General features: G+C 35.9%; 19 protein-coding genes. 9 read left to right on the top strand and 10 right to left on the bottom strand.

The features are described from left to right. Positions 1 to 6 precede the first annotated feature (6 nt). Together ACULEU_RS15030 and ACULEU_RS15025 are read left to right on the top strand one after the other, a co-directional pair. Positions 7 to 990: a UDP-glucuronic acid decarboxylase family protein gene (locus ACULEU_RS15030; protein WP_445453386.1), complete on the top strand. Its 984-nt coding sequence runs from the start codon at positions 7 to 9 to the stop codon at positions 988 to 990. Between the two features lie 8 nt (positions 991 to 998). Then, complete coding sequence (locus ACULEU_RS15025) at positions 999 to 2,366, top strand: undecaprenyl-phosphate glucose phosphotransferase (protein WP_445453385.1); 1,368 nt, start codon at positions 999 to 1,001, stop codon at positions 2,364 to 2,366. Here ACULEU_RS15025 and ACULEU_RS15020 read toward each other — a convergent pair. The 6 genes from ACULEU_RS15020 to ACULEU_RS14995 form a co-directional block, all read right to left on the bottom strand. Next, positions 2,363 to 3,547 carry a glycosyltransferase family 4 protein gene (locus tag ACULEU_RS15020; protein WP_445453384.1) on the bottom strand — a complete coding sequence of 395 codons (1,185 nt, stop codon included), beginning with the start codon at positions 3,545 to 3,547 and terminating at the stop codon, positions 2,363 to 2,365. The two genes, ACULEU_RS15025 and ACULEU_RS15020, sit on opposite strands and share 4 nt — an antisense overlap. Positions 3,548 to 3,570: 23 nt before the next feature. After that, positions 3,571 to 4,665, bottom strand: a complete 1,095-nt coding sequence (gene wecB, locus ACULEU_RS15015; RefSeq protein ID WP_445453383.1) for a non-hydrolyzing UDP-N-acetylglucosamine 2-epimerase — start codon at positions 4,663 to 4,665, stop codon at positions 3,571 to 3,573. Positions 4,666 to 4,693: 28 nt separating this feature from the next. Next, positions 4,694 to 6,007, bottom strand: coding sequence for a phenylacetate--CoA ligase family protein (locus ACULEU_RS15010; RefSeq protein WP_445453382.1), 1,314 nt, complete (start codon positions 6,005 to 6,007; stop codon positions 4,694 to 4,696). 59 nt (positions 6,008 to 6,066) lie between these two features. Continuing rightward, positions 6,067 to 7,374 (bottom strand): T9SS type A sorting domain-containing protein, encoded by a 1,308-nt coding sequence (locus ACULEU_RS15005; RefSeq protein WP_445453381.1) that lies wholly within the window; start codon positions 7,372 to 7,374, stop codon positions 6,067 to 6,069. A gap of 270 nt (positions 7,375 to 7,644) precedes the next feature. Further along, the gene (locus tag ACULEU_RS15000; RefSeq protein WP_445453380.1) at positions 7,645 to 9,933 is read right to left on the bottom strand and encodes a T9SS type A sorting domain-containing protein; all 2,289 of its coding nucleotides are present in this window, start codon (positions 9,931 to 9,933) and stop codon (positions 7,645 to 7,647) included. Between the two features lie 6 nt (positions 9,934 to 9,939). Next, on the bottom strand, positions 9,940 to 11,025 hold the full coding sequence (locus ACULEU_RS14995; protein WP_445453379.1) for a hypothetical protein: 1,086 nt from the start codon (positions 11,023 to 11,025) through the stop codon (positions 9,940 to 9,942). A gap of 303 nt (positions 11,026 to 11,328) precedes the next feature. Here ACULEU_RS14995 and purD point away from each other — a divergent pair, with 303 nt between their 5' ends. After that, on the top strand, positions 11,329 to 12,603 hold the full coding sequence (gene purD, locus ACULEU_RS14990) for a phosphoribosylamine--glycine ligase (RefSeq protein ID WP_445453378.1): 1,275 nt from the start codon (positions 11,329 to 11,331) through the stop codon (positions 12,601 to 12,603). 34 nt (positions 12,604 to 12,637) lie between these two features. On the opposite strand, the gene ACULEU_RS14985 is transcribed toward purD, so the two are convergent. Further along, complete coding sequence (locus tag ACULEU_RS14985; RefSeq protein ID WP_445453377.1) at positions 12,638 to 12,868, bottom strand: DUF6341 family protein; 231 nt, start codon at positions 12,866 to 12,868, stop codon at positions 12,638 to 12,640. A gap of 46 nt (positions 12,869 to 12,914) precedes the next feature. Between ACULEU_RS14985 and ACULEU_RS14980 the strand changes: the two genes are divergently transcribed. Continuing rightward, positions 12,915 to 13,844 (top strand): DUF6427 family protein, encoded by a 930-nt coding sequence (locus tag ACULEU_RS14980; protein WP_445453376.1) that lies wholly within the window; start codon positions 12,915 to 12,917, stop codon positions 13,842 to 13,844. Here the strand turns inward: ACULEU_RS14980 and upp are convergent. Then, the gene (gene upp / locus ACULEU_RS14975) at positions 13,839 to 14,492 is read right to left on the bottom strand and encodes a uracil phosphoribosyltransferase (protein ID WP_445453375.1); all 654 of its coding nucleotides are present in this window, start codon (positions 14,490 to 14,492) and stop codon (positions 13,839 to 13,841) included. The genes ACULEU_RS14980 and upp overlap by 6 nt on opposite strands. A gap of 135 nt (positions 14,493 to 14,627) precedes the next feature. Between upp and ACULEU_RS14970 the strand changes: the two genes are divergently transcribed. Together ACULEU_RS14970 and ACULEU_RS14965 are read left to right on the top strand one after the other, a co-directional pair. Next, entirely contained in the window at positions 14,628 to 15,233 is a 606-nt protein-coding gene (locus ACULEU_RS14970) for a DUF4254 domain-containing protein (protein WP_445453374.1), read from the top strand. Between the two features lie 53 nt (positions 15,234 to 15,286). Next, entirely contained in the window at positions 15,287 to 16,288 is a 1,002-nt protein-coding gene (locus tag ACULEU_RS14965) for a glycosyltransferase family 9 protein (protein WP_445454863.1), read from the top strand. A 20-nt stretch (positions 16,289 to 16,308) separates the two neighbouring features. Here ACULEU_RS14965 and ACULEU_RS14960 read toward each other — a convergent pair whose 3' ends face one another. Continuing rightward, positions 16,309 to 16,743, bottom strand: coding sequence for a hypothetical protein (locus ACULEU_RS14960; protein WP_445453373.1), 435 nt, complete (start codon positions 16,741 to 16,743; stop codon positions 16,309 to 16,311). Positions 16,744 to 16,774: 31 nt separating this feature from the next. Beyond that, on the bottom strand, positions 16,775 to 17,830 hold the full coding sequence (locus tag ACULEU_RS14955) for a 2Fe-2S iron-sulfur cluster-binding protein (protein ID WP_445453372.1): 1,056 nt from the start codon (positions 17,828 to 17,830) through the stop codon (positions 16,775 to 16,777). Between the two features lie 119 nt (positions 17,831 to 17,949). Between ACULEU_RS14955 and ACULEU_RS14950 the strand changes: the two genes are divergently transcribed. The 3 genes from ACULEU_RS14950 to porW all read left to right on the top strand — a co-directional run bounded on the left by ACULEU_RS14950 (position 17,950) and on the right by porW (position 23,187). Continuing rightward, the gene (locus ACULEU_RS14950; RefSeq protein WP_445453371.1) at positions 17,950 to 19,416 is read left to right on the top strand and encodes a DUF5687 family protein; all 1,467 of its coding nucleotides are present in this window, start codon (positions 17,950 to 17,952) and stop codon (positions 19,414 to 19,416) included. 71 nt (positions 19,417 to 19,487) lie between these two features. Then, positions 19,488 to 20,186 carry an ABC transporter ATP-binding protein gene (locus ACULEU_RS14945; protein ID WP_445453370.1) on the top strand — a complete coding sequence of 233 codons (699 nt, stop codon included), beginning with the start codon at positions 19,488 to 19,490 and terminating at the stop codon, positions 20,184 to 20,186. Positions 20,187 to 20,301: 115 nt separating this feature from the next. Further along, complete coding sequence (gene porW / locus ACULEU_RS14940; RefSeq protein WP_445453369.1) at positions 20,302 to 23,187, top strand: type IX secretion system periplasmic lipoprotein PorW/SprE; 2,886 nt, start codon at positions 20,302 to 20,304, stop codon at positions 23,185 to 23,187. The last annotated feature ends 2 nt before the right edge of the window (positions 23,188 to 23,189 follow it).

Genomic DNA, 23,189 nt, shown 5'->3' with positions numbered 1-23,189 from the left:
AATTATATGAAAAGAATACTAATTACAGGTGCAGCTGGGTTTTTAGGCTCGCATCTTTGTGACCGTTTTATATCCGAAGGTTATTTTGTTATCGGAATGGATAATTTAATTACGGGCGATTTAAAAAATATTGAACATCTGTTTAAAGATAAAAACTTTGAATTTTATCATCACGATGTTACTAAGTTCGTTCACGTTCCCGGAAACCTTGATTATATTCTACATTTTGCATCACCGGCAAGTCCGATAGATTATTTAAAAATCCCTATTCAGACACTAAAAGTCGGTTCACTTGGAACCCATAATCTTCTTGGCTTGGCTCGCGTTAAAAAAGCAAGAATCCTTATTGCCTCTACTTCAGAAATTTATGGTGATCCTTTGGTTCATCCGCAAACAGAAGACTATTACGGAAACGTAAATACCATAGGTCCAAGAGGCGTTTATGACGAAGCCAAACGTTTTCAGGAATCCATAACGATGGCTTATCACACCTTTCACGGCGTAGAAACCAGAATAGTTAGAATATTCAATACCTATGGACCAAGAATGCGACTCAATGACGGTCGTGTTATTCCGGCTTTCATCGGTCAGGCATTACGAGGCGAAGATTTAACCATTTTTGGTGATGGTAGCCAAACCCGTTCTTTCTGTTATGTGACAGACCAAGTGGAAGGGATATTCAGATTATTGCATTCAGACTATTCCCAACCAGTTAATATTGGTAACCCAAACGAAATCACTATCAAGGATTTTGCGGATGAGATTATAAAGTTAACAGGTACTAGTCAAAAAGTAGTCTATCATCCACTGCCAATTAACGACCCAATGCAACGGCAACCAGATACAACACGCGCCAAAGAAATCTTAGGTTGGGAAGCCAAAGTATCTCGAGAAGAAGGAATGAAATTAACCTATGATTACTTTAAATCGCTTTCATCAGAAGAACTTTTAAAAGAAGAGCACAAAGACTTTAAAGGATATATCCATTAAAATACTATATGGTTGCACAACAAACAGGTAGGTATTCTAAATATATTAGACCGATAAATGTTCTTTTCGATCTAGTGGTTATCACGGCATTAAGTATTTTTTTCTTTAGAGAATTAAATATTAATGCGTTGTACTATTTGACATATCAAACATTTACCTGGATTTTGATTGCCATTCTGGTAAAGTATTACGAGGTTTATCGATTCACAACTCCTGTTGAAATAATCACTAAATTGGTAAAACAGTTCAGCGTTTTTTTACTGGTTGTAATAGCTTTCTTCCCTTTTGCTAAGACGGTTATTTTTAGCGGAAAAGCTATCGCCATTTTCATTACAGTCAGTTTTTGCATTATTGTAACGTTTAAATATTTTTGGTTTTTTTATTTAAAAAAATACAGAATAGTAACGGGCAGTAACTTTAGAAATGCAGTTATCATAGGATATACAGCTGAAGCTATTCGACTAAAAGAAGTCTTCGAAACCAGAAAAGATTATGGCTACAGATTCTTGGGATATTTTTCAGATAAAAAGCAAAATCATGATGTTAGAGGGAAAATTGAAGATTTAAAGGAATTTGTATTGATTAATAAAGTTGACGAAATTTATTGTTCCTTAAACGAAATCTCCAACGAGAAATTAAAAGAGTTGGTTGAATTTGCAGACGACAATAAAAAAGCCATCAAATTTATTCCAGACACCAAAGAAATTTTTTCTAAGAACCTGAAAATAGATTATTATGAACTATTTCCAGTATTATCACTTCAAAAAACACAACTACACAATCCCTTTATAAAAGGTGTAAAAAGAATTTTCGACATCTTTTTTTCTTTATTAGTGATTATTTTATTGCTTTCTTGGTTGATTCCGTTGTTGGCATTACTGATTAAGCTTGAATCTAAAGGCCCAGTTTTTTTCAAACAAGGCAGACCAGGATTGGATGAGGAAGAATTCTTCTGTTATAAATTTCGTTCCATGCAAGTAAACGGCTTTACTGAAAAAGAAGCCTCAAAAAACGACCCAAGAGTAACCAAAATGGGAAGGTTTATGCGAAAAACAAGTATGGACGAATTGCCACAGTTTTTCAATGTATTGCTTGGTGATATGTCTGTTGTTGGTCCAAGACCGCATTTATGGTCGCAAAATAAAGCGTATGCCAGCAAAATAAAGAAATACATGGTTCGCCATTATGTAAAGCCGGGTATTACGGGTTTAGCTCAGGTAAAAGGATTTAGAGGAGAAATTGAAACAGAAGAAGATATGATAAACCGTATCAAGCTTGATGTGTTTTATATAGAAAATTGGTCGCTAATTATGGACATAAAAATTATCTTCCAAACCGTTTTTAATATCTTTAAAGGCGAGGATAAAGCCTATTAGAAAACGCCTTTTGCAATCAGAGATTTTATTTGGAAATCTAAATCAAATTCTTTTTGGGCTCTTGTAAAAATCTGCTTTTTCATAACCTCTAATTCAGATTTTGGCATAGTCGAAATAACCTGCAGTAGTTGATTTAAAGCACCATAATTTTCAACGGGAACAACCCAACCCAGATTGTTGTTATTTACGATAGTTTCGCCTTCACCTCCACCAAAATAAAGCATCGGAAAACCCATAGCACCATATTCAAAAATTTTAGAAGGTACAGAGCCATAAATCCTAGTTTTTAACGGAATGATAGCAATATCAAAAGATTGTAATCGAGTATGAAGTTCTTTTCTATCTAACATACCATGAAAGTAAATCTGAGCATTTTTTGAAGATGAAACAAAGCTCTCTATTTGACTTTTTTCGGCGCCATCTCCAAACAGATGTAGTTCTATGTTTAATCCGTTTAAATCGATTTTTTGACATAATTCGAAGACACCTTGCGCGATTCCAAGAAGTCCAGCGTAGAAAATTTTGATAGGTTCGCGATGTTTGGTAGTTAATTCTATTTCGGAAATTTTATGATCGGGAAAATTGCGATATAAAAAACACTCTTTATCAGGAAAAAGGGAACGAACATGTGTAATAATTTCATTGGATTGTCCTAAAATTAAAGTCGATTTTTTATAAATAAAACGCTCCAGAAATAGCGAAAACTTATGCGAAAAAGACTCTTTTTTCAAAGCCTTTAATTCGATAGCAGCTAAAGGCCACAAATCCGAAATGTTGAGAATAATTTTTTTGTTCTTCTGCGACAGCACCAAAACAGCAATAAAAGAAAGCAATAATGGCGGTGACTGAACAACGACTTTTTTTGGCGTTTTATTAAACAATAAATAGAAAAATAAACATGAAGAGAAAGATAAAACCGAAAGAATTCGAATCAATATATTTTTACTGACACTTGGATAAATCCAAAGTCGTTTCACATTAATATTTTGAAGTTTTTCGTTCACAGAAAATTTTCCTTTATATTCTGGGAAAAGTTCTCCTTTAGGGTAATTTCCCAACGGACAAATCACAGTAACCATATACTTGTTTTGATCTAATTTTAAAGCTAACTGCTCAATCCTGTTGGCAGCTGCACCTTTTTCGGGTGGATAATAATTAGATATGATAAGGATTTCTTCCATAAAGGCTGCATTTATTTCAGCAGCTACAGACTTTGGGTCTTTAGCAGAATATCAATGATTCGTTCAGAAGCTTTTCCGTCCCAAAGTTCCGGAATTCCCGCTTTTCTTGGACCGTTTGTCAAAAATTCTCCAAATACTTTCTCAAGATTTTCAATTGAGGTTCCGACCAAAGTGTTGGTTCCGATAGTCTGTGTTTCTGGTCTTTCCGTATTATTACGCATCGTGAAACACGGAATTCCTAAAACGGTAGTTTCTTCAGAAATACCACCCGAATCGGTGATTACGGCAAAACTGTTTTTTATCAGAAACATAAAATTAAGATAGCCTTGTGGCTCCACAAATAGTATATTTTTTAGTTCTAAATTGATTTCTCCAAGGATAGCTTTGGTTCTAGGGTGGATAGGGAAAATGATTTTTTTAGTACCAACCATTCTATCAATGCCTTCTAACAAATGAATCAATGATTTTTCTTCATCTACATTTGCCGGACGATGTAACGTTAGGATAATATAGTTTCCGGTTTCAAGCTTAAATTCCTCCCAAAAAGACGGAGCCGAACTGCGATTTATATTTTGATATAACGTGTCAATCATTACATTGCCCACAAAGTGAATAGTATTGGGATCAGCACCATATTTTAACAGATTTTCTCCAGCCCAAGTGGAGGTGGTAAAGAAATAATCGGTGATACTATCCGTTACAATTCGGTTGATTTCCTCGGGCATAGTCATGTCTCCAGAACGGATTCCGGCTTCAACATGAGTTACTTTAATATTTAATTTTTTAGCAACAATAGCACAGGCCATGGTCGAATTAACATCGCCAACCACCAAAACTAAATCACAAGGATTTTGCAATAATTCTTGCTCAAATGCAATCATGATAGCGGCAGTTTGGACTGATTGCGAACCGCTTTTTACTTCCAAATTCGCATTGGGATGTGGAATGTTGAGTTCTTCAAAAAAAGTATCGCTCAGATTTTTATCATAATGTTGTCCGGTATGAACCAAACGATAGGAAATGTTTGACCCTTCATTTTGCCTTTTTTCGATGGCTTTGATAATGGGTGCTATTTTGATAAAATTGGGTCTTGCGCCAGCTACGATGGTAATTTTCATGGTTTGTGCTGAATTTATTTTCAGGATTCTATTTTACTAAAGAGACAAACTGTTTCAATTTGCCGCTTGTACTACGTTCTAATTTTTCTTTTCGAGTAAATGAGAAAGACAATCCTTTTTCCAAATAAGTGGTGATGGCTTTTTCAATTTGTTGAATTTGTATTTCTGACAATGCTACAGAGCTAACATATTCGATGTCAAAAGTATCAATTTTGGTTTGTTTTATCACAAATTCTTTTACATTTCCGTCATCTTGAATAATGCTTTTAGTCACATAATAAAAAGTCAAGCCTGGCGATTTTTTTCCACTAGGTAAAACAGCAATGTCATTCGTTCTGCCGATTAACTTTTTCAGGATAGGTTTTTTCAAGGTGCTTTTTTCGTCTAAGATGCCAACATCACCAATATCGTAACGGATAAAAGGATGGGCTTTGTTATAAAGCGAAGTTATTACAATGCGACCTTCTTTTCCGTTGGGTAAAACAGTATTGTTATCGTCCAAAATTTCTACGAACAATGTTTCTGAGTTGACTTGCCATTCGCCGGCTACATTTTGAAAAGCGATTAAATCCAATTCAGAAGCACCGTATTCGTTTACAACAGGAACTCCAAATTGTGTTTCCAGTAAAACTTTATCGTCTTCAAACAGCATTTCGGAAGTAACGACACAACATTTCAAGCTTGTACAAACCTCCTTCAGTATGATGTTTTTTTGTTGTAAAAATTTCGCAAACAGCACAATTGACGAAGTATAACCATTGATGTAGTCAAATCGTTTATGCCTGAATTTTAAAAGTACTTTTTCTAACACAGCATCTGATAAATCAAAAATGGTAAATCGATAACGGTTGCTCAAAAAATCTTTTAGACGTTCTTTTTTGTTTCCAATAAAGTCTAGGGGAATTCCATAAAAGCGTGCTTGTAGCGAAGTATTAAAATCAATGTCAAACCATCCAAAGCGATGAATGATATTGGCCCAAGTCAAGGCATGACAAAATTTATCTTTCGCAAAAATAAAGGGATCACCACTAGAGCCTGAAGTTTTGTTGACATACACATTCTTTGATGTAAATCCATTCGATAGTCTTTGTCCCAATGGTTTTTGAAATTCTTTTTTGGTCATTATCGGAACTTCTTCCCAACGGGTAAAATCCACCTTTTCGAAAAACTCCCGATAAGAGGTGTTATTTTTTATATGATATGATACAATTTCTTTTTTCTTTTCAACAACATAATTCTCAAAGCCAGAATCGCTAATGAAACTGATTTTCTCTAATACAGCAGTAGCTTCCTTCATAGGAAAGCCATTAAACCGAAGCGATAAATTGAAAAGATGGAACATAGTAAAATAAAAAAAGGGCTAACATTTGTTAGCCCTTAAAAATAGTATTTTATTTGGAATTAATTTTTAAGAATTTTAACTACTTCTTTTTTGTTATCAGCGTTTAATTCAAAGAAATAAGCACCAGTAGCAAGAGTAGAAATATCTAAAGTGTTTTCCATTCCGTTTAATGTTCTAGTCATAACAACTTTTCCTGACAAATCAGTTACTGATAAGTTGTATGTATCTACTTCAGCAGAAGCTATAGAAATAGTAGAAGTTGCTGGGTTAGGATATACTTTAAATTTAGTAGCAGTAGTAAAATCTGAATTTCCTAAAGTACCTGTTAATTTGAAGATACCGTCTGTTAATTCGTCAGTACTAAATCCTGCACACCATCCTGTAGTTTCGTTTAAGAAAGCAGAAACTCCTCTTTGTTCAGCCGCTTCAACTTCAGTCCATGTAGTACCATTGTCAACACTCACAGAAGTTCCAACTGGAGCAGCTGCAGAAGTTCCAACGATTATGTTAGTTCCAGGAATGTAAGAAAGCAAACGACGTGTTCCGGTAAAAGGAACACCAGCAGACCAAGTTTGACCACCGTTTGTTGTAGTATAGAAAGTGTAAACCGTACCAGCTGTTTTAAGTAAACAACCATTAGTTGTAGAACTAAAATCTACTGAACCACTTTGTGCGGCACTACCAAAATCAGTTAAAGGCGCTTGGTAAGCATTCCAAGTTACTCCTCTATCATTTGTTCTGTATAAACGACCTTTGTTAGTGGTAAACCAAAGCGTATCTCCGCTGTAAGCGTATCCTCCATTGTATCCGTATTCTCCACTTAATGGGTTTGGCAAGGCTGGACCTGGAACACGAGTCCAAGAATCACCACCATCAGTAGTTCTGTAAATTTCATATTCTCCGGCTTCTGGGTCCCCCATTGTTATACCAACGTTCGCATCAAAAAAGTGTACACAGTTAAACCAAGATTCTCCAGGAGTTGTGTAAGCTCCTGAATTTTGTTGTACCCAGTCAGTTCCGTTTTCAGTTTTAAAAACGCCGCCAAGGCCATTAGCTTCATCAAAAACTCCTACCCAAGCCGTATCTCCGCTAACAGGGGAAACATTGGTTATTCTAAGGTTAGGATCTCCTACCTCAAACAAACCTGTTGTCCAAGAGGCGCCACCATTGGTAGTTCTTGTATATTCCTGAATGTCAGCACCAAGTCCAGAACCGTCATAAGCAACAGCCCATACTGTGTTTGCATCCACAATTCTAATTTCGCCTAATCCTCTAGCTGCATCTGTAAATCCCGTTGCTTGAGATGTCCATTGTGCATTTATAGATAATGAAGCGACTAAGGATAAAAAAAGTAATGATTTTTTCATAGTTTTTCGTTTTAATTTATTTTAAGAGCACTAAATTAGTAAAAAATGAGTAATAAAAAAATAAACTCTATGTTTTTGCAAAAAAATTAACATCATCACCATAACAATTTTATTACTGGGCTCTGGTAGCAGAGCGCATGCTTTGGACTGTAAACAACTTCAAAAGCAACACGTTTACGTTTAAAATGGAGTGATAAAAAGGGTAATGAAAATTTTTACAATAAAACCCCGAAGCTAAGGCTTCGGGGTTTTTATGAATTGAGATAATAATTATTTTTTAATGATTTTCTGTGTTTCTTTAGTGCCATCTTCAAAGAAAACATCTATTACATAAATACCAGAAGGTTTGGAGGAAATGTCGACTTCAACATGGGGCTCATTATGGTATTTTTGGTCAAACACCACTTCAGCTTTGTTGATATCGCTTGCGATAACTTGTTGTATTTTCAACCCTTTACCATTTTCGACATTAAAAATACCGGAATTGGGGTTAGGATAAATGATTAAGTTGCCGGAAGTTTCCTTGGTTGTTTTTACTTCGTCTGAAACAGAGCTCATTTTAGAAGAGCTACCTTCTCCTACATAGTTTAAATCCGGACAAGGATCTTCTATTTTTAAGTGTACTTTACTACCAGATTTTAGATGGGAACTTCCTATTATTTTGATATCTCTACTTGCTTTAGCCGTTATATCTGAACCATTATTAGCAATGTAATTTGTTCCCAGAGTAATCCGGTTTTTTGCTAATATAGTTACAGTTGAACTTTCGTTTATATTTTGTCTGTACTCATCAAAATTGATGTCACAGCCAAAATAAACAGTAAAGACATGTAGGTCTTTTAAAGTATGTTCAATGTTTGTTATATAATCTCTCCCCAATACTCCCGTAATAGGCTCTATTGTGGTTAAGGTCATTGGGAAAGGGACAATACCGGAGGATACAGTTCCAATTGTTTGAGCACCGAAATAATTTTCAGCATCTGTTATTCTGTAAACTTTACCATTCGGGATGCCATAGGAAGAGAAATCTACATTTATAGTATTAGTTGAAGCCAAATCTGCACGCGGATTAAAAATAGTCACATAAAACAGGTTAGGATTATATTGATTTTGTGTGACCAGTGTTTTTTGTGGAGCGGCAGCATTAATCATACCGACAATTGGTGTAGATATATCCGTATTTGCAAGCCTTGTCGAGTTCAATTCATCAGCATATAAAGATTGAAAAGTAGGCAAACTGTATCTTAGCGTTCCTACAGCTATTTCAAACATATTAAATGAATCGGATCTTGTAAAGTAACTATTATTATCCATAGTCCAATTGTTCGCAGCATAAGTAGTGGGGTCTATGATTGTCTGCAATCTTTTTCCAAAATACATGTTGTGCTGAAAGTCAAGATTTGTATTGTTTGATGTAAATTTTACTCCAGCTGTACCTTTGAATATGGAATTATCAGTCATGGTAACACCTGATGAATTTTGTAAATCAATACCAGATACATTGCTCGTTCTACTGTTAAAATAGAAAATATTATTATCTACATTAATATTGTATGGATGATTAAAGCTGTTTCCACTATTGGATTTTATAATAATATTAGCGGTTTCATCGCGCTGAGGACTACCATTGTTAATAAATACATTCCTTGTAACATCATAGCTGCGCAAATAGTCAAAGCCAGGGTTACTCGTTGCCGACCAGATGAAAAAGCCACTATCATAATTGTTTAGAATAATATTGTTTTTAATGATTCTTTTTAAGGTAGCATCTTCATTTTGACTATAGATACCCGGCCCTTTGCCCACAACACTGAATGAAGTTGAAGCACACGTTGATTTACTGTTTAGAATATAGCCGTTATAGTAAATTATACAACCATAAATCTCAGTATTATCGGTATACTTCCAAGAACCAATCCCTTCACCAGGTATATTTCTTATTACCAAATTGGTAAATTTATTTGCCGTTGCAACACTATGACTTATACCTACTATTTTATGGAATCCGTTAGAGGTATCACAATTATTTCCGGCACTATCTGAGACAAAAAGTCTGTTTAAATTACCTAAACAAGATATTTCAAAATTTTTAAATTGTACGTATCCACCTTCGACTAACAAAACGGCAAATGTATCTTCTTCCTCTGTAGCCAAATAAGTGCTCATTTCCTGATCAATTGTAGCAGGTAAAGCATTAGGATCTTCCTCTACATTTGGCAGGCCCTGAGGAGGCTCAACATAGGAATAAATATTTCCATTCAACACAGCCCATTCACCGGGATATGAAGCAACAGTTATATACTGTGTTGCTGTACCACTTAGTGCCGCGCTACTCGTGTAATGTCCTGTGTAAACGCCATTATGAAGCCACACTACATCTCCTGGTTTAATTTTATTACTCGGATTATTTAATGCGGTCTGTAAGTCCCAAGGACTACTTTCTGTTCCCTGATTTGTGGGGCTACCGCCGTTGGGAATTGTCTGGACGTGCCATTCGGTATATTGTGCAAATGCGAAATTTACCCAAACTACCATTATGTAAATTAGTATTTTTTTCATGATGCTTTATTTTTTATTGATTAACTCTGTCATCATTTTTTTAAGCGCCTCAATTTCCTTTACTTGAGTTTTAAGTAGTTCAATTTCTTTGTTTTGGGCAATTACATATAGCGTCAATTCCTCAATTTTCTCCTGTTGGAGTTTTGACATTTCCCCTAACGCAATTCCTTCCTCTTTAACTTGTGCTGCCGAAGGAACATTAGGTAAATGACCATTTTCTTTGATGAAACTTTCAACTTCAGACAATGATTTTAGATTATAATCTTTGTGGAAAACATAGTCTGCCCAGGTGCCACCAGCGCTTAGATTTACTCTAACTTCATCAGTAAGAATCCCTCCCGTTACAAATAACTTATAATTAGCGACACTTACACCTCCGGCATTTGTAGGAAAGGTAGTAACAGCTCCAATACCTACTTTACCGTTTAGTTTTACCTCATCGTTTGCAAAATCACCCCAAACCAGAGGTGTTGCAGTGTTGGAATTATCTATATAAAGTTTGTTAGAGCCAGTCTCGTTGTAACCTGATGAGTAACCAACAAAAACATTACTTGAACCTACATTATTTTGCCCACTATATCTTCCTATAAAAGTATTATTACTTCCTGTTGTGTTCTGAGAACCAGAGTTAACACCGATATATGTATTACTACTACCTGAGGAATTTTGAAAACCAGCACTACCTCCAAAAAATGCATTATAGCCTCCGGTTGTGTTACGGTTCCCAGCACTATTACCAATATATGTATTTAAATAACCCGAGTTTGCCGTTGTTGTTGATCCTTGACCGGCACTATGCCCAACATAGACACTATTTAAGATGCCAGTTGTACAATATTGTCCTGCTAAAGAGCCTATAGATGTAGAGTTATTCCCTGCAAATGAGTTAAGACCTAAGTGCATTATGTTTGTACTGATCTTTCCAGCTGAAACAGCGTTTCTTTTGAAAAGAACATCAACATTATTTGAAGAACCTAAATAATCCGTCGCTAAAATTGCATTATTAGCTTGCGTTGCTTGCGCATTAACCAAAGTTGTAGTTCCTAAAAGGATAATTACAAAAGCCGAAAAGAAAAATTGTCTTGTTTTCATAATAAAAAAGATTAAAAGTTATCTTATAAATTTACAAACTTTATTTTGAAGGAAAATACAACTGTTAATAAGTTAATTGTTTGATAACTAAAGCATAACAAATTGTCACTATATTCAATGAACAAGAGGTTTTCTTACGTTTTAAAATTGTTAATAAGTCATTATTATTTTAGACTTAATCTGAAGTTTATGATAGCTTTCATATAAGACATTAATCGCTTATTTATTTCAAACTAAAAAATAAACAGCTTATTTTTGCGCCACAATAGATTCTGAAATGAATTCAAAACAAACAACAACACCATGACAATTTTACTACTTGGATCAGGTGGCAGAGAGCATGCTTTGGCCTATAAACTAATTCAAAGCTCCAAATGTAGCCAGCTTTTTGTGGCTCCAGGAAACGCCGGAACTGCCTCAATAGCAACTAACATCTCTATCAGTCCAACGGATTTCGAAGCCCTGAAAACTTTTGTAATTCAGGAGAAAATTGATATGGTAGTAGTAGGTCCGGAAGACCCCTTGGTGCTTGGAATTTATGATTTTTTCAAAAATGATAATGCTATAAATCATATCCCTGTTATAGGACCATCAAAACTAGGCGCACAATTAGAAGGCAGTAAAGAATTTGCTAAAGAGTTTTTAGTAAAACACAACATTCCAACCGCCGCTTATGATAGTTTTACAGTAGCTACAGTTGAAAAGGGCTGTGCTTTTTTAGAAACCCTGCAACCTCCGTACGTTTTAAAAGCAGATGGTCTTGCCGCAGGAAAAGGTGTACTAATACTTAACGATTTAGAAGAAGCCAAAACCGAATTAAGAAATATGCTTGTGGGAGCTAAATTTGGGACTGCTAGCGAAAAGGTTGTTATTGAAGAATTTCTAGATGGTATTGAGCTAAGTTGCTTTGTCTTAACAGATGGTAAAAACTATAAAGTTTTGCCAACGGCTAAGGATTATAAACGAATTGGAGAAGGCGATACAGGTTTAAATACGGGTGGAATGGGAGCGGTTTCTCCTGTCCCTTTTGCAGATGCCCTTTTGTTGGAAAAAATAGAAACTCGAATCATAAAGCCAACAGTAGACGGTTTGCAAAAAGACCAAATCGAATACAAAGGGTTTATTTTTATCGGGTTAATCATTGTCAAAGGCGAACCGATAGTTATTGAGTACAACGTAAGAATGGGAGATCCAGAAACCGAAGTAGTCATGCCAAGAATCCAATCGGATCTAGTAGCGTTGTTTCAGGCTGTGGCGAATCAAAAACTGGATGAAGTTACTCTGAAAATTGACCCAAGAAGTGCTACAACCATAATGATAGTGTCTGGCGGTTATCCCGAAGATTACGAAAAAGGTTTTGAAATTTCAGGCCTAGACAATATTGAGGATTCAATGGTTTTTCATGCCGGAACCAGCATCGAAAACGGAAAAGTGGTAACCAATGGCGGAAGGGTTTTAGCGATAACTTCTTTTGGAGCTGATTTTGAAGAGGCCAAAAAAAAATCTTACCAAAATATAGACAAGCTACATTTTGATAAGATGTATTTTAGAAAAGATATTGGCAAGGATTTAAAATAATTCCTAAGCTCTCCCTTGGCAGATTAAGGAACTTTTATTTTAAAAAAGAGTGAGCCGTTGTATCTTGGTTTTCTTCGTTGTTCTCTTGATGTATTTTTAATTGTTTACACCAGTAAACTAGATAATAAGCACAAATAAATATTGCAGCCCAGCTAAAAATATTAGCCAACCACCAATTACTTAGCTCTAAACTACGCAACCAATCCAATGGCTTGAACAAAAAATCTACAAATAAAGTTTGAATGCCTTCAAAAAATGCTTTCATTTTATAAAATGTTATATTTACAAGCACAAATGTATAAAATATACTTATGATAACAAGTGTTTTTAAAAAATCTACAGTAGTTAATTATTCTCTTATTGTGGTTTTATTAGTGCTTTTCTTTTTTTTGTATCAAACCAGCGATGCTCTCACTGCTAATGATGTAAAAGGAATTTTAAAAACAGCAACGCTTTTGGTATTATTAATTTCATCCTTTTTCCTTATAAATTTTACGGTAAAAAAGAATAATCTCACCAAAGATAGTAGTTATACTATTTTCTTTTTCTTATTGTTTTTACTCATTTTCCCATCTGTTTTTGGAAATATGAGCTTATTGTTCGCCAACTTTTTTCTGCTGTTGGCCATCAGAAGATTGATTTCGTTGCAAACATTAAAAGCACCAAAGGAAAAGATTTTTGATGCTTCGATGTGGATTTTTATTGCAAGTCTATTCCACTTTTGGTGCGTCTTATTTATTTTGCTGGTCTACATTTCTATCTTTTTTCACGTATCAAGAGATTATAGAAACTGGCTTTTACCTTTCGTTGCTTTTTTCGCCACAGCGGTAATTTTTTTGGTTGCTGCGTTAGTGTTGGACCCAACTTGGATTACTCATATAATAAATCAAACGCAAACCAATTTCGAACTTGATTATTTTACCAATAATTACCAAAACATAGCACTCTCCTTTTTTGTTGTGATTGCACTGTATTTTCTGCTGTCAATGATGATGTCGCTTACGCACAAACCATTGATTTTACAGGCATCTTATAAGAAAATGATTTTCGGATTTCTAATTGGAGCCACCATTTTTCTGATTTCGCCTGAGAAGAATAACACTACATTGATTTTTACGTTTATGCCGCTATCGGTAATGTGTACAAATAATATCGAATACTCCCAAAACCGAATGTATCAGGAAATTGTTTTGTTGTTATTGATTGTAGGCTGTTTTCTTTGCTTCTTTACACAACTATAATTTACTTCCATAAGCCAAATCGCCCGCATCACCAAGACCAGGAACGATGTAATTTTTTTCGTTGAGCTTTTCATCAATGGCAGCAATCCAAAGATGACAGTTGTCCGGCAGATTTTTTTTAAGGAAATCAATGCCTTCCGGCGCGGCAATAACAACAGCAATATGGATTTCTTTTGGTTTTTGTTCTAAATGCAATTTATGCAAAACCGCTACAATCGACTGTCCTGTGGCAAGCATAGGGTCAATTAAAATCAGATTTTTATTCTCAAAGGAAGGTGCGGCCTGATATTCTACTAAAATATCAAATTTATCATCGTTGTCATAATGATGGCGGTAGGCCGAAACAAAGCCGTTTTCTGCATTGTCAAAAATATTCATAAAACCGGTATGCAAAGCCAATCCGGCACGAAGAATTGAACATAAAACTACATGATCTGCTATTGTGGTAGTGTGTTTTATTCCCAGTGGTGTTTGAACATCTACATCCTTATACTCTAGTGTTTTACTCAATTCATACGCCATAATTTCACCTATACGCTCTATGTTTTTTCGGAAACGCATACTGTCTTTTTGAATGGTAACATCGCGAATTTGAGCCAAAAAATGATTGAGAATACTGTTGTTTTCCGAAATATTGTGAAGATGCATGAATGTGGGAATTTGTATGTTTAGGTAAATGTATAAAAAACTATCTTTGCAGTCGAGATCTTTGGGTCGAATTATAGAACCCGAGCCGTCAAGGCGGCGAACGGAACAAAGTTAAATAAAATAAAAATAAAAAATATGTTTTCGAAATTTGCCTATTCCATATTTGAACAAAGTATCCGGGATTATCACATTCATGACAATGTAGATCAACCTATCAGCAATCCGTATCCAAAAGAAAAGATAGAGCATTTACTCTATTTTAAGAATTGGATTGATACCGTTCAGTGGCATTTTGAAGACATCATCAGAGACCCTAATATTGACCCTGTGGCTGCTTTGGTTTTGAAAAGAAGAATTGATGCATCCAATCAGGAAAGAACGGATATGGTAGAGTATATCGACAGTTATTTTCTTCAAAAATACAAAGAAGTTACAGTAAAAGAGAATGCCAAAATCAATTCCGAAAGTCCGGCTTGGACGATTGACCGATTATCCATTTTAGCCCTCAAAATTTATCACATGACCGAGGAAGCCAACCGTAGCGAAGCTTCTCAGGAACACCGAGATAAATGTCAGGCCAAATTAAATGTACTATTAGAGCAAAGAACCGACTTGTCCACCGCCATTGATGATTTGTTAACCGATATTGAAAACGGAGACAAATTCATGAAAGTATACAAACAGATGAAAATGTACAACGACGACGATTTAAATCCGGTATTGTACCAAAACAAAAAATAGACAAACTATTGTCAAACCCAATCCAACATATAGCTGTCATTCGAATGTCTGCCATGGGCGATGTTGCGATGACCGTTCCTGTTATCAGCGCTTTGGTTGAACAATATCCGAACGTAAAAATCACAATCGTTTCACGCCCTTTTTTCAAACCTTTTTTTGAGGGTATTCCGAATGTCGATTTCTTTGCAGTCGATCTAAAAGAAAGGCATAAAGGTTTTTTAGGATTGTTAAAATTATACTCCGATTTAAAGCAGCTGGATATTGATGCTGTTGCTGATTTGCACAACGTATTGCGTTCCCAAATCATCCGAATGTTATTCGCTTTAAGCGGAAAGAAAGTGGCCTTTACCGACAAAGGAAGAGCCGATAAAAAAGCCTTAACCAGAGCTGAGAATAAAGTTTTTCAACCCGTCAAAACGATGGTCCAAAGACATGTAGATACGTTCAAAAAGCTAGGTTTTACGGTTGATCTATCTCAACCTAAATTTCCCCAAAAAGCCCTGTTGTCATCAGAAATTTTAAAAATATCGGGCGAAAAAAATAATCAAAGCTGGATTGGAATTGCACCTTTTGCCCAATACGAAAGCAAAGTGTATCCACCCGATTTGATGCAGCAAGTTATTGATGCTCTTGCGTCAGATTCTGACAATAAAATTTTTCTTTTTGGAGGCGGAAATAAGGAAATAGCAATTCTAAATGCATTTGCCAACGGTAAGCAAAACGTAATCAATATCGCTGGAAAACTAAAACTGCCTCAGGAATTGGACTTGATATCCCATCTCAACGTCATGCTTTCGATGGATTCTGGGAATGCCCATATTGCCGCGATGCTCGGGACAAAAGTAATAACGCTTTGGGGCGCTACACATCCTTATGCCGGATTTGCACCATTCAACCAACCTCTCGAAAACTGCTTAGTTTCGGATAGAGAAAAATATCCTTTGCTGCCCACATCCGTTTACGGTAATAAGAAAGTAGAAGGGTATCAAGATGCTATGCGTACCATTGCTCCTCAAGATGTTATTGAAAAAGTTTTAGGACGTAAAGAAATATAAACTCAAAAACACGTCTAATTTTAAGGCTCAGGATTTTCCGGAGGCGTAACACCTTCGATATTCCAGAAATCTTCTAACTTTTTGCTTGTTTTCATGGCGGAAGCTTTAGCCTGGAAAAGGCTCAAGATTTTTTTGGTATTGCTTGAGGGTAAGAAATAATCGGCTTCATAAAACCGTACTCCATCCGAAGCCACTATAAAAGTGCCGCTACTTGGCATCAACTTAAAATCAGGAATGCTTTTTTCAGTCTTGAGGACTTGGATTAATCGTTTTAGTTCCTCATTTTGTTGCTTTGACAGTGCTGCATAATAATATATTGTCGTATCCGGAAATCGATTTTCGTAAAAAATAGTATCGTTAAACGAGCTTTTGGCAGAGCAAATGACACCCTCTTCATCTGAGCATAGGATAAATTGTTCGGTCTGCTTTTTACAACTCGTGAGTAATCCGGTCATCAATACCAGTATTCCAAGCCACTTTCGGTGTTTAAACATCGTCATAATCCACATAAAGTTCCGCAGAAGTGGGATGTGCTTGGCAAGTTAAAATCAAGCCTTCGGCAATTTCACCATCAGTTAAAATAGAATTCTTTTTCATCTCAGCAGTTCCATGAGTAATTCGAGCCAAGCAAGAGCTGCAAATACCGCCTTGACAAGAATACGGAGCATCTAATCCTTGCTTTAATGCAGCTTCGAGAACGGTTTGTTTCTGAGACATTTCAAAAGTAGTTTCTTCATCATCTACCAAAACAGTAATTTTAGTATGTCCAGAGTGCGCTCCTGCTGCGGTATTTTCGTTGGCTGTAGCAGTAGAAAACAATTCAAATTTGATATTCTTATCGGCGATATTATGTTCTTTCAAAACAATAGAAACGATGTTAATCATCTCTTCGGGGCCACATAAATAGAATTTGTCAAACTCTTTTTCTTTGTGTTTGTTGTTCAGTACAAAATTAACCGTCGACTTCTCAATGCGGCCAAAAAGTTCCCCTTCCGGTTTCGCTTGACTGAAGACATAATGTACAAAAAAGCGGCCTACATACTTCAATTGAAGTTCGTGTAATTCGTTATGAAAAATAGTCTCTTCGGGCGTTTTATTGCCATAGACCAATACAAAAGTACTGTTGGGTTCGCTTTCCAAAACCGATTTCAGAATAGACATGACTGGTGTAATGCCACTTCCGGCTGCAAATCCTGCATAGTTTTTTTGACGTTCGGCATTGGGTTCAAAAGTAAACTTTCCTTCGGGTTGACCTACTTCCAGAATGTCGCCTACTTTGAGATTTTCATTGGCAAATTTTGAAAAGTGACCGTGTTTAACCGACTTGATGGCAATGCGTAAATCGCCACTGTTGGGAGAGGAACAAATAGAATAGGCACGACGGATTTCCTCTCCGTCCAACGTCAGTTTAAGATTGACATATTGACCGGCAATAAATTGGTAAGCCGATTGTAATTCGCTTGGTATATTAAAAGTAACTGCGATAGCACTAGCTGTTTCGTGTTTAACTTCTTTAATCTGTAATTTATAAAAGGATGACATGAAGGTTATATTTTTGGCAAAGGTAAGAAATAGCAATGATTAGAAAAGTAAAGAAACTTTGAAAGTGTGTAACAAATATTTATATTTAGAAACTAATTTCGAAACCTAAACAATCAACTATGTTCAAACATTTCATTAAACTCGAATGGAAAGCTTTTGCTCGTTCGGCTTCCTTTGGAGCCAATTTAGCCCTCAAAATTATAATGGGTTTGGGTGCTTTGTATTTTATCGTCTGTTTTGCGATATTAGGAACAGCGGTTTTCTTTATTCTCAAGGATCAAGGGATGGAACCCTTAGCGACGGTCAGTAAATACCTGATTTATTATTTCGTTTTCGATTTAGTCATTCGGTATTTCTTTCAGAAAATGCCAGTTACCAATATCAAGCCATTGTTGAATCTTCCCATTAAACGAAATATTATTGTTCATTTCTCATTGGGCAAAACGGTCATATCATTTTTCAATATTTTGCATGCTTTTTTCTTTATTCCGTTCACGGTGGTCTTAATGTTAAAAGGCTACGGTTTTCATGCGGTTTTATGGAGTCTTGCAATGTGGGCCATGATTTATTCTAATAATTTTATCAATGTTTTAATCAATAATAAAAATAGTATTTTTTATCCTTTAGTACTTGTAGTTGGAGGTTTAGGGTTGGCACAGTATTATAATTATTTTGATGTAACGAATTATACGCAGCCGTTCTTTCACGGAATGTATACCACATCGTATTTATTTTTGATTCCGATTCTACTAGTGGCCGTTACCTATTATTTTTCTTTTGACTATTTCAAAAAGAACCTCAATCTGGACACCGGTTTGGCTAAAAAAAGTGAAGAGGCTAAAACCGAGAATTTAACTTGGCTAGATCAGTTTGGAACTCTTGGCACTTTCCTTAAAAATGACATCAAATTATTAAAGCGTAATAAACGGTCAAGAACTACCTTGATTATGAGTTTTGTTTTCGTTTTTTATGGATTGTTATTTTTTACGCAGGCGATTGAATCTTATGACAACCCTTGGATGAAAGTTTTTGCAGGCATCTTTGTTTCGGGTGGCTTTTTATTCACCTTCGGACAGTTTGTGCCCAGTTGGGATAGTGCTTATTATCAATTGATGATGAGTCAAAACATTCAATACCGCGAGTACATCAGTTCTAAATGGTGGTTGATGGTTATTGGGACTGTAATTTCAACATTAGTAGCTTCTTTCTATCTATACTTCGGATTGCACACCTATCTTATCATAGTGGCTGGAGCTATTTTTAATATTGGCGTAAACTCTCATTTAGTAATGCTTGGTGGTGCTTTTGTAAAAACACCTATTGACTTATCGTCATCCAAACAAGCCTTTGGCGATAAACAAGCTTTTAATATGAAGACTATGTTAATTTCGCTACCAAAAATGTTAATTCCAATGGGGTTATATACGTTGGGTTATTATCTTTTTTCACCTAATGTAGGATTGATTATGGTCGCCGGAGCCGGAGTTTTGGGATTTGCTTTCAGAAATTATGTTTTCAAACAAATTGAGAATATATATAAAAGAGAAAAATATTCGACGATTGCTGCTTACAAACAAAAGAATTAGTGTTTTTCTAAAAATAGATTTGGAGTAACTCATAAACATAGTAAACCTTATAAACTCATAACCTCAAAGAAATGATACAAGTAAAAAATTTAACGAAAAGATATAGCTTAGAAAAAACGGTTCTAAACATACATAATCTAGACATTCCTAAAGGAGAAAGTTTCGGTTTGGTAGGAAATAACGGTGCTGGGAAAACGACCTTTTTCAGCTTGCTGTTAGACTTAATCCAACCTAGTTCAGGGCATATCATCAACAATAATGTCAGAGTAGACAGCAGTGAAGCATGGAAGCCTTTTACCTCGGCGTTTTTAGACGAAAGCTTTTTGATTGGTTATCTAACTGCTGAAGAATATTTCTATTTCATAGGCGATTTACGCGGTCAAAACAAAGCCGATGTAGATGCGCTATTAAAAAAGCACGAAGTATTTTTCAACGGAGAAATTCTTAACAATAAAAAATACTTGCGAGATTTATCAAAAGGGAACATGAAGAAAGTCGGCATTATAGCCACTTTGATTGGAAGTCCGGAAGTCGTTATTTTAGACGAACCTTTTGCTAATTTAGACCCCACAACGGTAAACCGACTAAAAATCATCATTAAGGAATTGGCAGATGACCCTAACGTAACGGTTTTAGTTTCTTCACACGATTTGGTGCATACCGTTGAGGTTTGCAACAGGATTGTAGCGCTTCATTTGGGCGAAGTCGTAAAAGATATTCAGACATCACCAGAAACGCTGAAAGAACTGGAAGCCTTTTTTGCGATATAAAAGCGCCAAAACACTAAGAATAGCGGTAGGTATTTATCAATAATGGTAAAAACTTACCGCTTATTTTTTGCTGTATCAAAAAGAAATGTATTTTTACCAGTCAGTTATACTAATTATGACAATTTTACGTTATACCATTAAACGTTTCGCTTTGAAAACCAATACCATTAAATTCTTCCTTTTTTCGGGATTACTCATTTTTTTGATAGCCTGTTCTACCAAAAAAAACACATGGCTTTCCAGAAATTCACACGCACTTAGTACCAAAGACAATATTTTATATAACGGTGGAATTGCTTTAGACAAAGGAATTCAAGAAGTTAAACTTCAGTATCAAGACAATTTTTGGGAATTGCTTCCGGTGGAGCGTATGCAAATTTTAGAGCAAACGATGATGCCGGGTCAAGCCAAAAACGCCAATTTTGACAAAGCCGAAACCAAAGCGACCAAAGCCATTCAGAAGCACTCGATGAATATTGGTGGCTCTGAAAAAAACCCGCAGATGGACGAAGCTTATCTGATGCTTGGTAAAGCACGATACTACGACCAAAGATTTGTCCCAGCTTTGGATGCCTTTAATTACGTTTTGAACAAATCACCGAATAGCGATAAAATCTACATCGTAAAAATCTGGAGAGAAAAAACAAATATGCGTCTTGACAACGATGCATTGGCAGTGAACAATCTGAGAAAACTATTAAAAGAAAGAAAATTTAAAGACCAGATATTTGCAGATGCTAATGCAACTTTAGCGCAGGCATTCATCAATCTGCAGGAAAAAGACAGCGCGATTGCTAAACTTAAAATAGCCAAAGAATTCACGAAGTCTAACGAAGAAGTATCGCGATACCATTATATTTTAGGTCAGCTCTATGAACAAATGGGACACAAAGATAGTGCTTATACCAGTTACCAAGCCGTAATCGATATGCGCAGAAAAGCAGCAAAAGCGTATGTCATTCATGCACATGCCAGACAAGCGGCACAATTTGATTACACCAAAGGGGATACCACTGCTTTTCTAAAAAAATACAAAGATCTTTTGGAAGACCGCGAAAACAGACCTTATTTGGATGTGCTTCACCATCAATTGGCACTTTTCAGAGAAAAAACAAACAACAGAGAGCTTGCTAAAAAAGAGTATAATCTTTCGTTAAAAAAGAAATCAACAGACACCTACCTCGCGGCTTCCAATTACAGAAACCTTGCAGATATCCATTTTATCGAATCGAAATTCATCACCGCAGGGAAATACTATGACAGCACTATAGTGAATCTAAAACCAAGAACACGCGAGTATAATTTGATTAAAAAGAAAAGAGAAAATCTTGAAGATGTTATTAAATATGAGACTATTGCGCAAGGAAACGATAGTATCATTTCGCTATATAAAATGTCGGGTACTGATAGAACCGCTTATTTTGAAACGTATATTACCAAGCTAAAAAAAGAAGAAGAAGCTAAGAAAAAATTAGCGGAGAAATTAGCGAAAATCAAAGAAAACCAGGAAAGAAATAGTGGTGGAGGTTCTTCTTCAAAAGGAGATATCACGGATTCGAGTCCTAAAAAAGAAAAAGCGGTCGCAACCAAAGAAAAGAGTGCTTCAAGTTCATCAGTTTCCGGAACCGGAAGTGTTTTTTACTTTTACAATCCAACAACCGTAGCTTACGGCAAAGTTGAATTTGCTAAAAACTGGGGTAAACGAACATTAAAAGACAATTGGCGCGTGTCTTCGCTTACCGAGAAAGGTTCTACGGAGGATACTGACAGTATCGATTCTGATAGCGGCAATACTTCTAAAGATGTTGCAAAGGTTGACGAGAGATACACTCCAGAGTTCTACATCAAGCAAATCCCCGATTCACAGCAGCTTATTGACAGCTTGAGCAGAGACCGAAACTTTGCTAATTATCAATTGGGATTAATTTACAAGGAAAAATTCAAGGAATATCCGCTAGCCATTAATCGATTAGAAAAATTGCTTGGAGACGAACCGGAAGAACGATTGGTTTTACCAGCCTTGTATAATTTGTATAAATTATATGAGATCATGGACAAGCAAAAAGCAGAAGCAATCAAATCGAGCATAGTAACGCAATATCCAAATTCGCGTTATGCACAAATTTTATTGAATCCATCCATCGAAATAGAAGAATCTAGTGATTCTCCGAATGCCATTTATCAAAAATTGTACAAGCAAAATAAAGAAGGTGGCTACAAGGAAGCATTAGCAGGAACTGAAGATGCGATTAATCGATTTAACGGCGATGAAATTGTTCCGAAGTTAGAATTGCTAAAAGCACAAATTACTGGAAAACTTAGTGGACTTGGCGAGTTCAAAAATGCATTGAACTATGTTGCCCTTAATTATCCAAACAGTGAAGAAGGAAAAAAAGCCGAAAAATTAATTGCAGTCGATTTGCCAAAATTAGAAGCACTACAGTTGTCAAGAGCACCTTCTAAAAGCTGGAAAATTTTATATGCTACCAAAGATTTTGAAGACAAGCCAACCAAAGCACTTCGTGAAAAAATCAAAAAGTTTATTGCCGATAGAAGTCTGAATAAATTGGCCGTTTCGTTAGATATTTATACTACAACGGATAATTTTGTGGTGATACATGGCTTGACTTCGGAAGATTTAGCAAAAGGCGTAGCTTCTGTTTTAAAAGAATTTAAAGAATATAAAGTTGTAGAAACACCGATTATCATTTCGGCAGAAAACTATACCATTGTTCATATCAAAAAGAATTTGAATGAATACTTGGCAGGAGACCTTCCGGAGACTGCTCCGCAACCTAACTGGGACGGCACTATAGAAAGAATTGTCATTCCTGAGCCACAACAGCCACAACAGCCTGTAAATTCGAATCAGCAACCACAAGGAGGTCAGTCGCAGCAGCCAAAAGACCCTAGTGGCGCTAAGGATAATGAACCGGGAGGCGAATACGGACCACCGCCATCTCCGCAAATGGGAGGAGGAAAATCGGGTAAAAAAGGATAATC

This window comes from Flavobacterium sp. 25HG05S-40 (genome assembly GCF_052654735.1).
The sequence above is the reverse complement of the archived record's forward strand: the minus strand, read 5'-3'. Positions and strand labels throughout refer to the sequence as shown.

What these genes read in the sequence shown, in the direction of transcription:
- ACULEU_RS14970 (WP_445453374.1), top strand. Translation starts at nt 14,628, where the DNA reads ATGTTTTCGAAATTTGCCTATTCCATATTTGAACAAAGTATCCGGGAT.
- ACULEU_RS15000 (WP_445453380.1), bottom strand. Translation starts at nt 9,933, where the DNA reads ATGAAAAAAATACTAATTTACATAATGGTAGTTTGGGTAAATTTCGCA.
- ACULEU_RS14980 (WP_445453376.1), top strand. Translation starts at nt 12,915, where the DNA reads ATGATAACAAGTGTTTTTAAAAAATCTACAGTAGTTAATTATTCTCTT.
- ACULEU_RS15020 (WP_445453384.1), bottom strand. Translation starts at nt 3,547, where the DNA reads ATGGAAGAAATCCTTATCATATCTAATTATTATCCACCCGAAAAAGGT.
- ACULEU_RS15030 (WP_445453386.1), top strand. Translation starts at nt 7, where the DNA reads ATGAAAAGAATACTAATTACAGGTGCAGCTGGGTTTTTAGGCTCGCAT.
- ACULEU_RS15005 (WP_445453381.1), bottom strand. Translation starts at nt 7,374, where the DNA reads ATGAAAAAATCATTACTTTTTTTATCCTTAGTCGCTTCATTATCTATA.
- ACULEU_RS14955 (WP_445453372.1), bottom strand. Translation starts at nt 17,830, where the DNA reads ATGTCATCCTTTTATAAATTACAGATTAAAGAAGTTAAACACGAAACA.
- ACULEU_RS14950 (WP_445453371.1), top strand. Translation starts at nt 17,950, where the DNA reads ATGTTCAAACATTTCATTAAACTCGAATGGAAAGCTTTTGCTCGTTCG.
- purD (WP_445453378.1), top strand. Translation starts at nt 11,329, where the DNA reads ATGACAATTTTACTACTTGGATCAGGTGGCAGAGAGCATGCTTTGGCC.
- ACULEU_RS14995 (WP_445453379.1), bottom strand. Translation starts at nt 11,025, where the DNA reads ATGAAAACAAGACAATTTTTCTTTTCGGCTTTTGTAATTATCCTTTTA.
- ACULEU_RS14985 (WP_445453377.1), bottom strand. Translation starts at nt 12,868, where the DNA reads ATGAAAGCATTTTTTGAAGGCATTCAAACTTTATTTGTAGATTTTTTG.
- porW (WP_445453369.1), top strand. Translation starts at nt 20,302, where the DNA reads ATGACAATTTTACGTTATACCATTAAACGTTTCGCTTTGAAAACCAAT.
- ACULEU_RS14945 (WP_445453370.1), top strand. Translation starts at nt 19,488, where the DNA reads ATGATACAAGTAAAAAATTTAACGAAAAGATATAGCTTAGAAAAAACG.
- ACULEU_RS15025 (WP_445453385.1), top strand. Translation starts at nt 999, where the DNA reads ATGGTTGCACAACAAACAGGTAGGTATTCTAAATATATTAGACCGATA.
- wecB (WP_445453383.1), bottom strand. Translation starts at nt 4,665, where the DNA reads ATGAAAATTACCATCGTAGCTGGCGCAAGACCCAATTTTATCAAAATA.
- upp (WP_445453375.1), bottom strand. Translation starts at nt 14,492, where the DNA reads ATGCATCTTCACAATATTTCGGAAAACAACAGTATTCTCAATCATTTT.
- ACULEU_RS14960 (WP_445453373.1), bottom strand. Translation starts at nt 16,743, where the DNA reads ATGACCGGATTACTCACGAGTTGTAAAAAGCAGACCGAACAATTTATC.
- ACULEU_RS14965 (WP_445454863.1), top strand. Translation starts at nt 15,287, where the DNA reads ATGGGCGATGTTGCGATGACCGTTCCTGTTATCAGCGCTTTGGTTGAA.
- ACULEU_RS15010 (WP_445453382.1), bottom strand. Translation starts at nt 6,007, where the DNA reads ATGTTCCATCTTTTCAATTTATCGCTTCGGTTTAATGGCTTTCCTATG.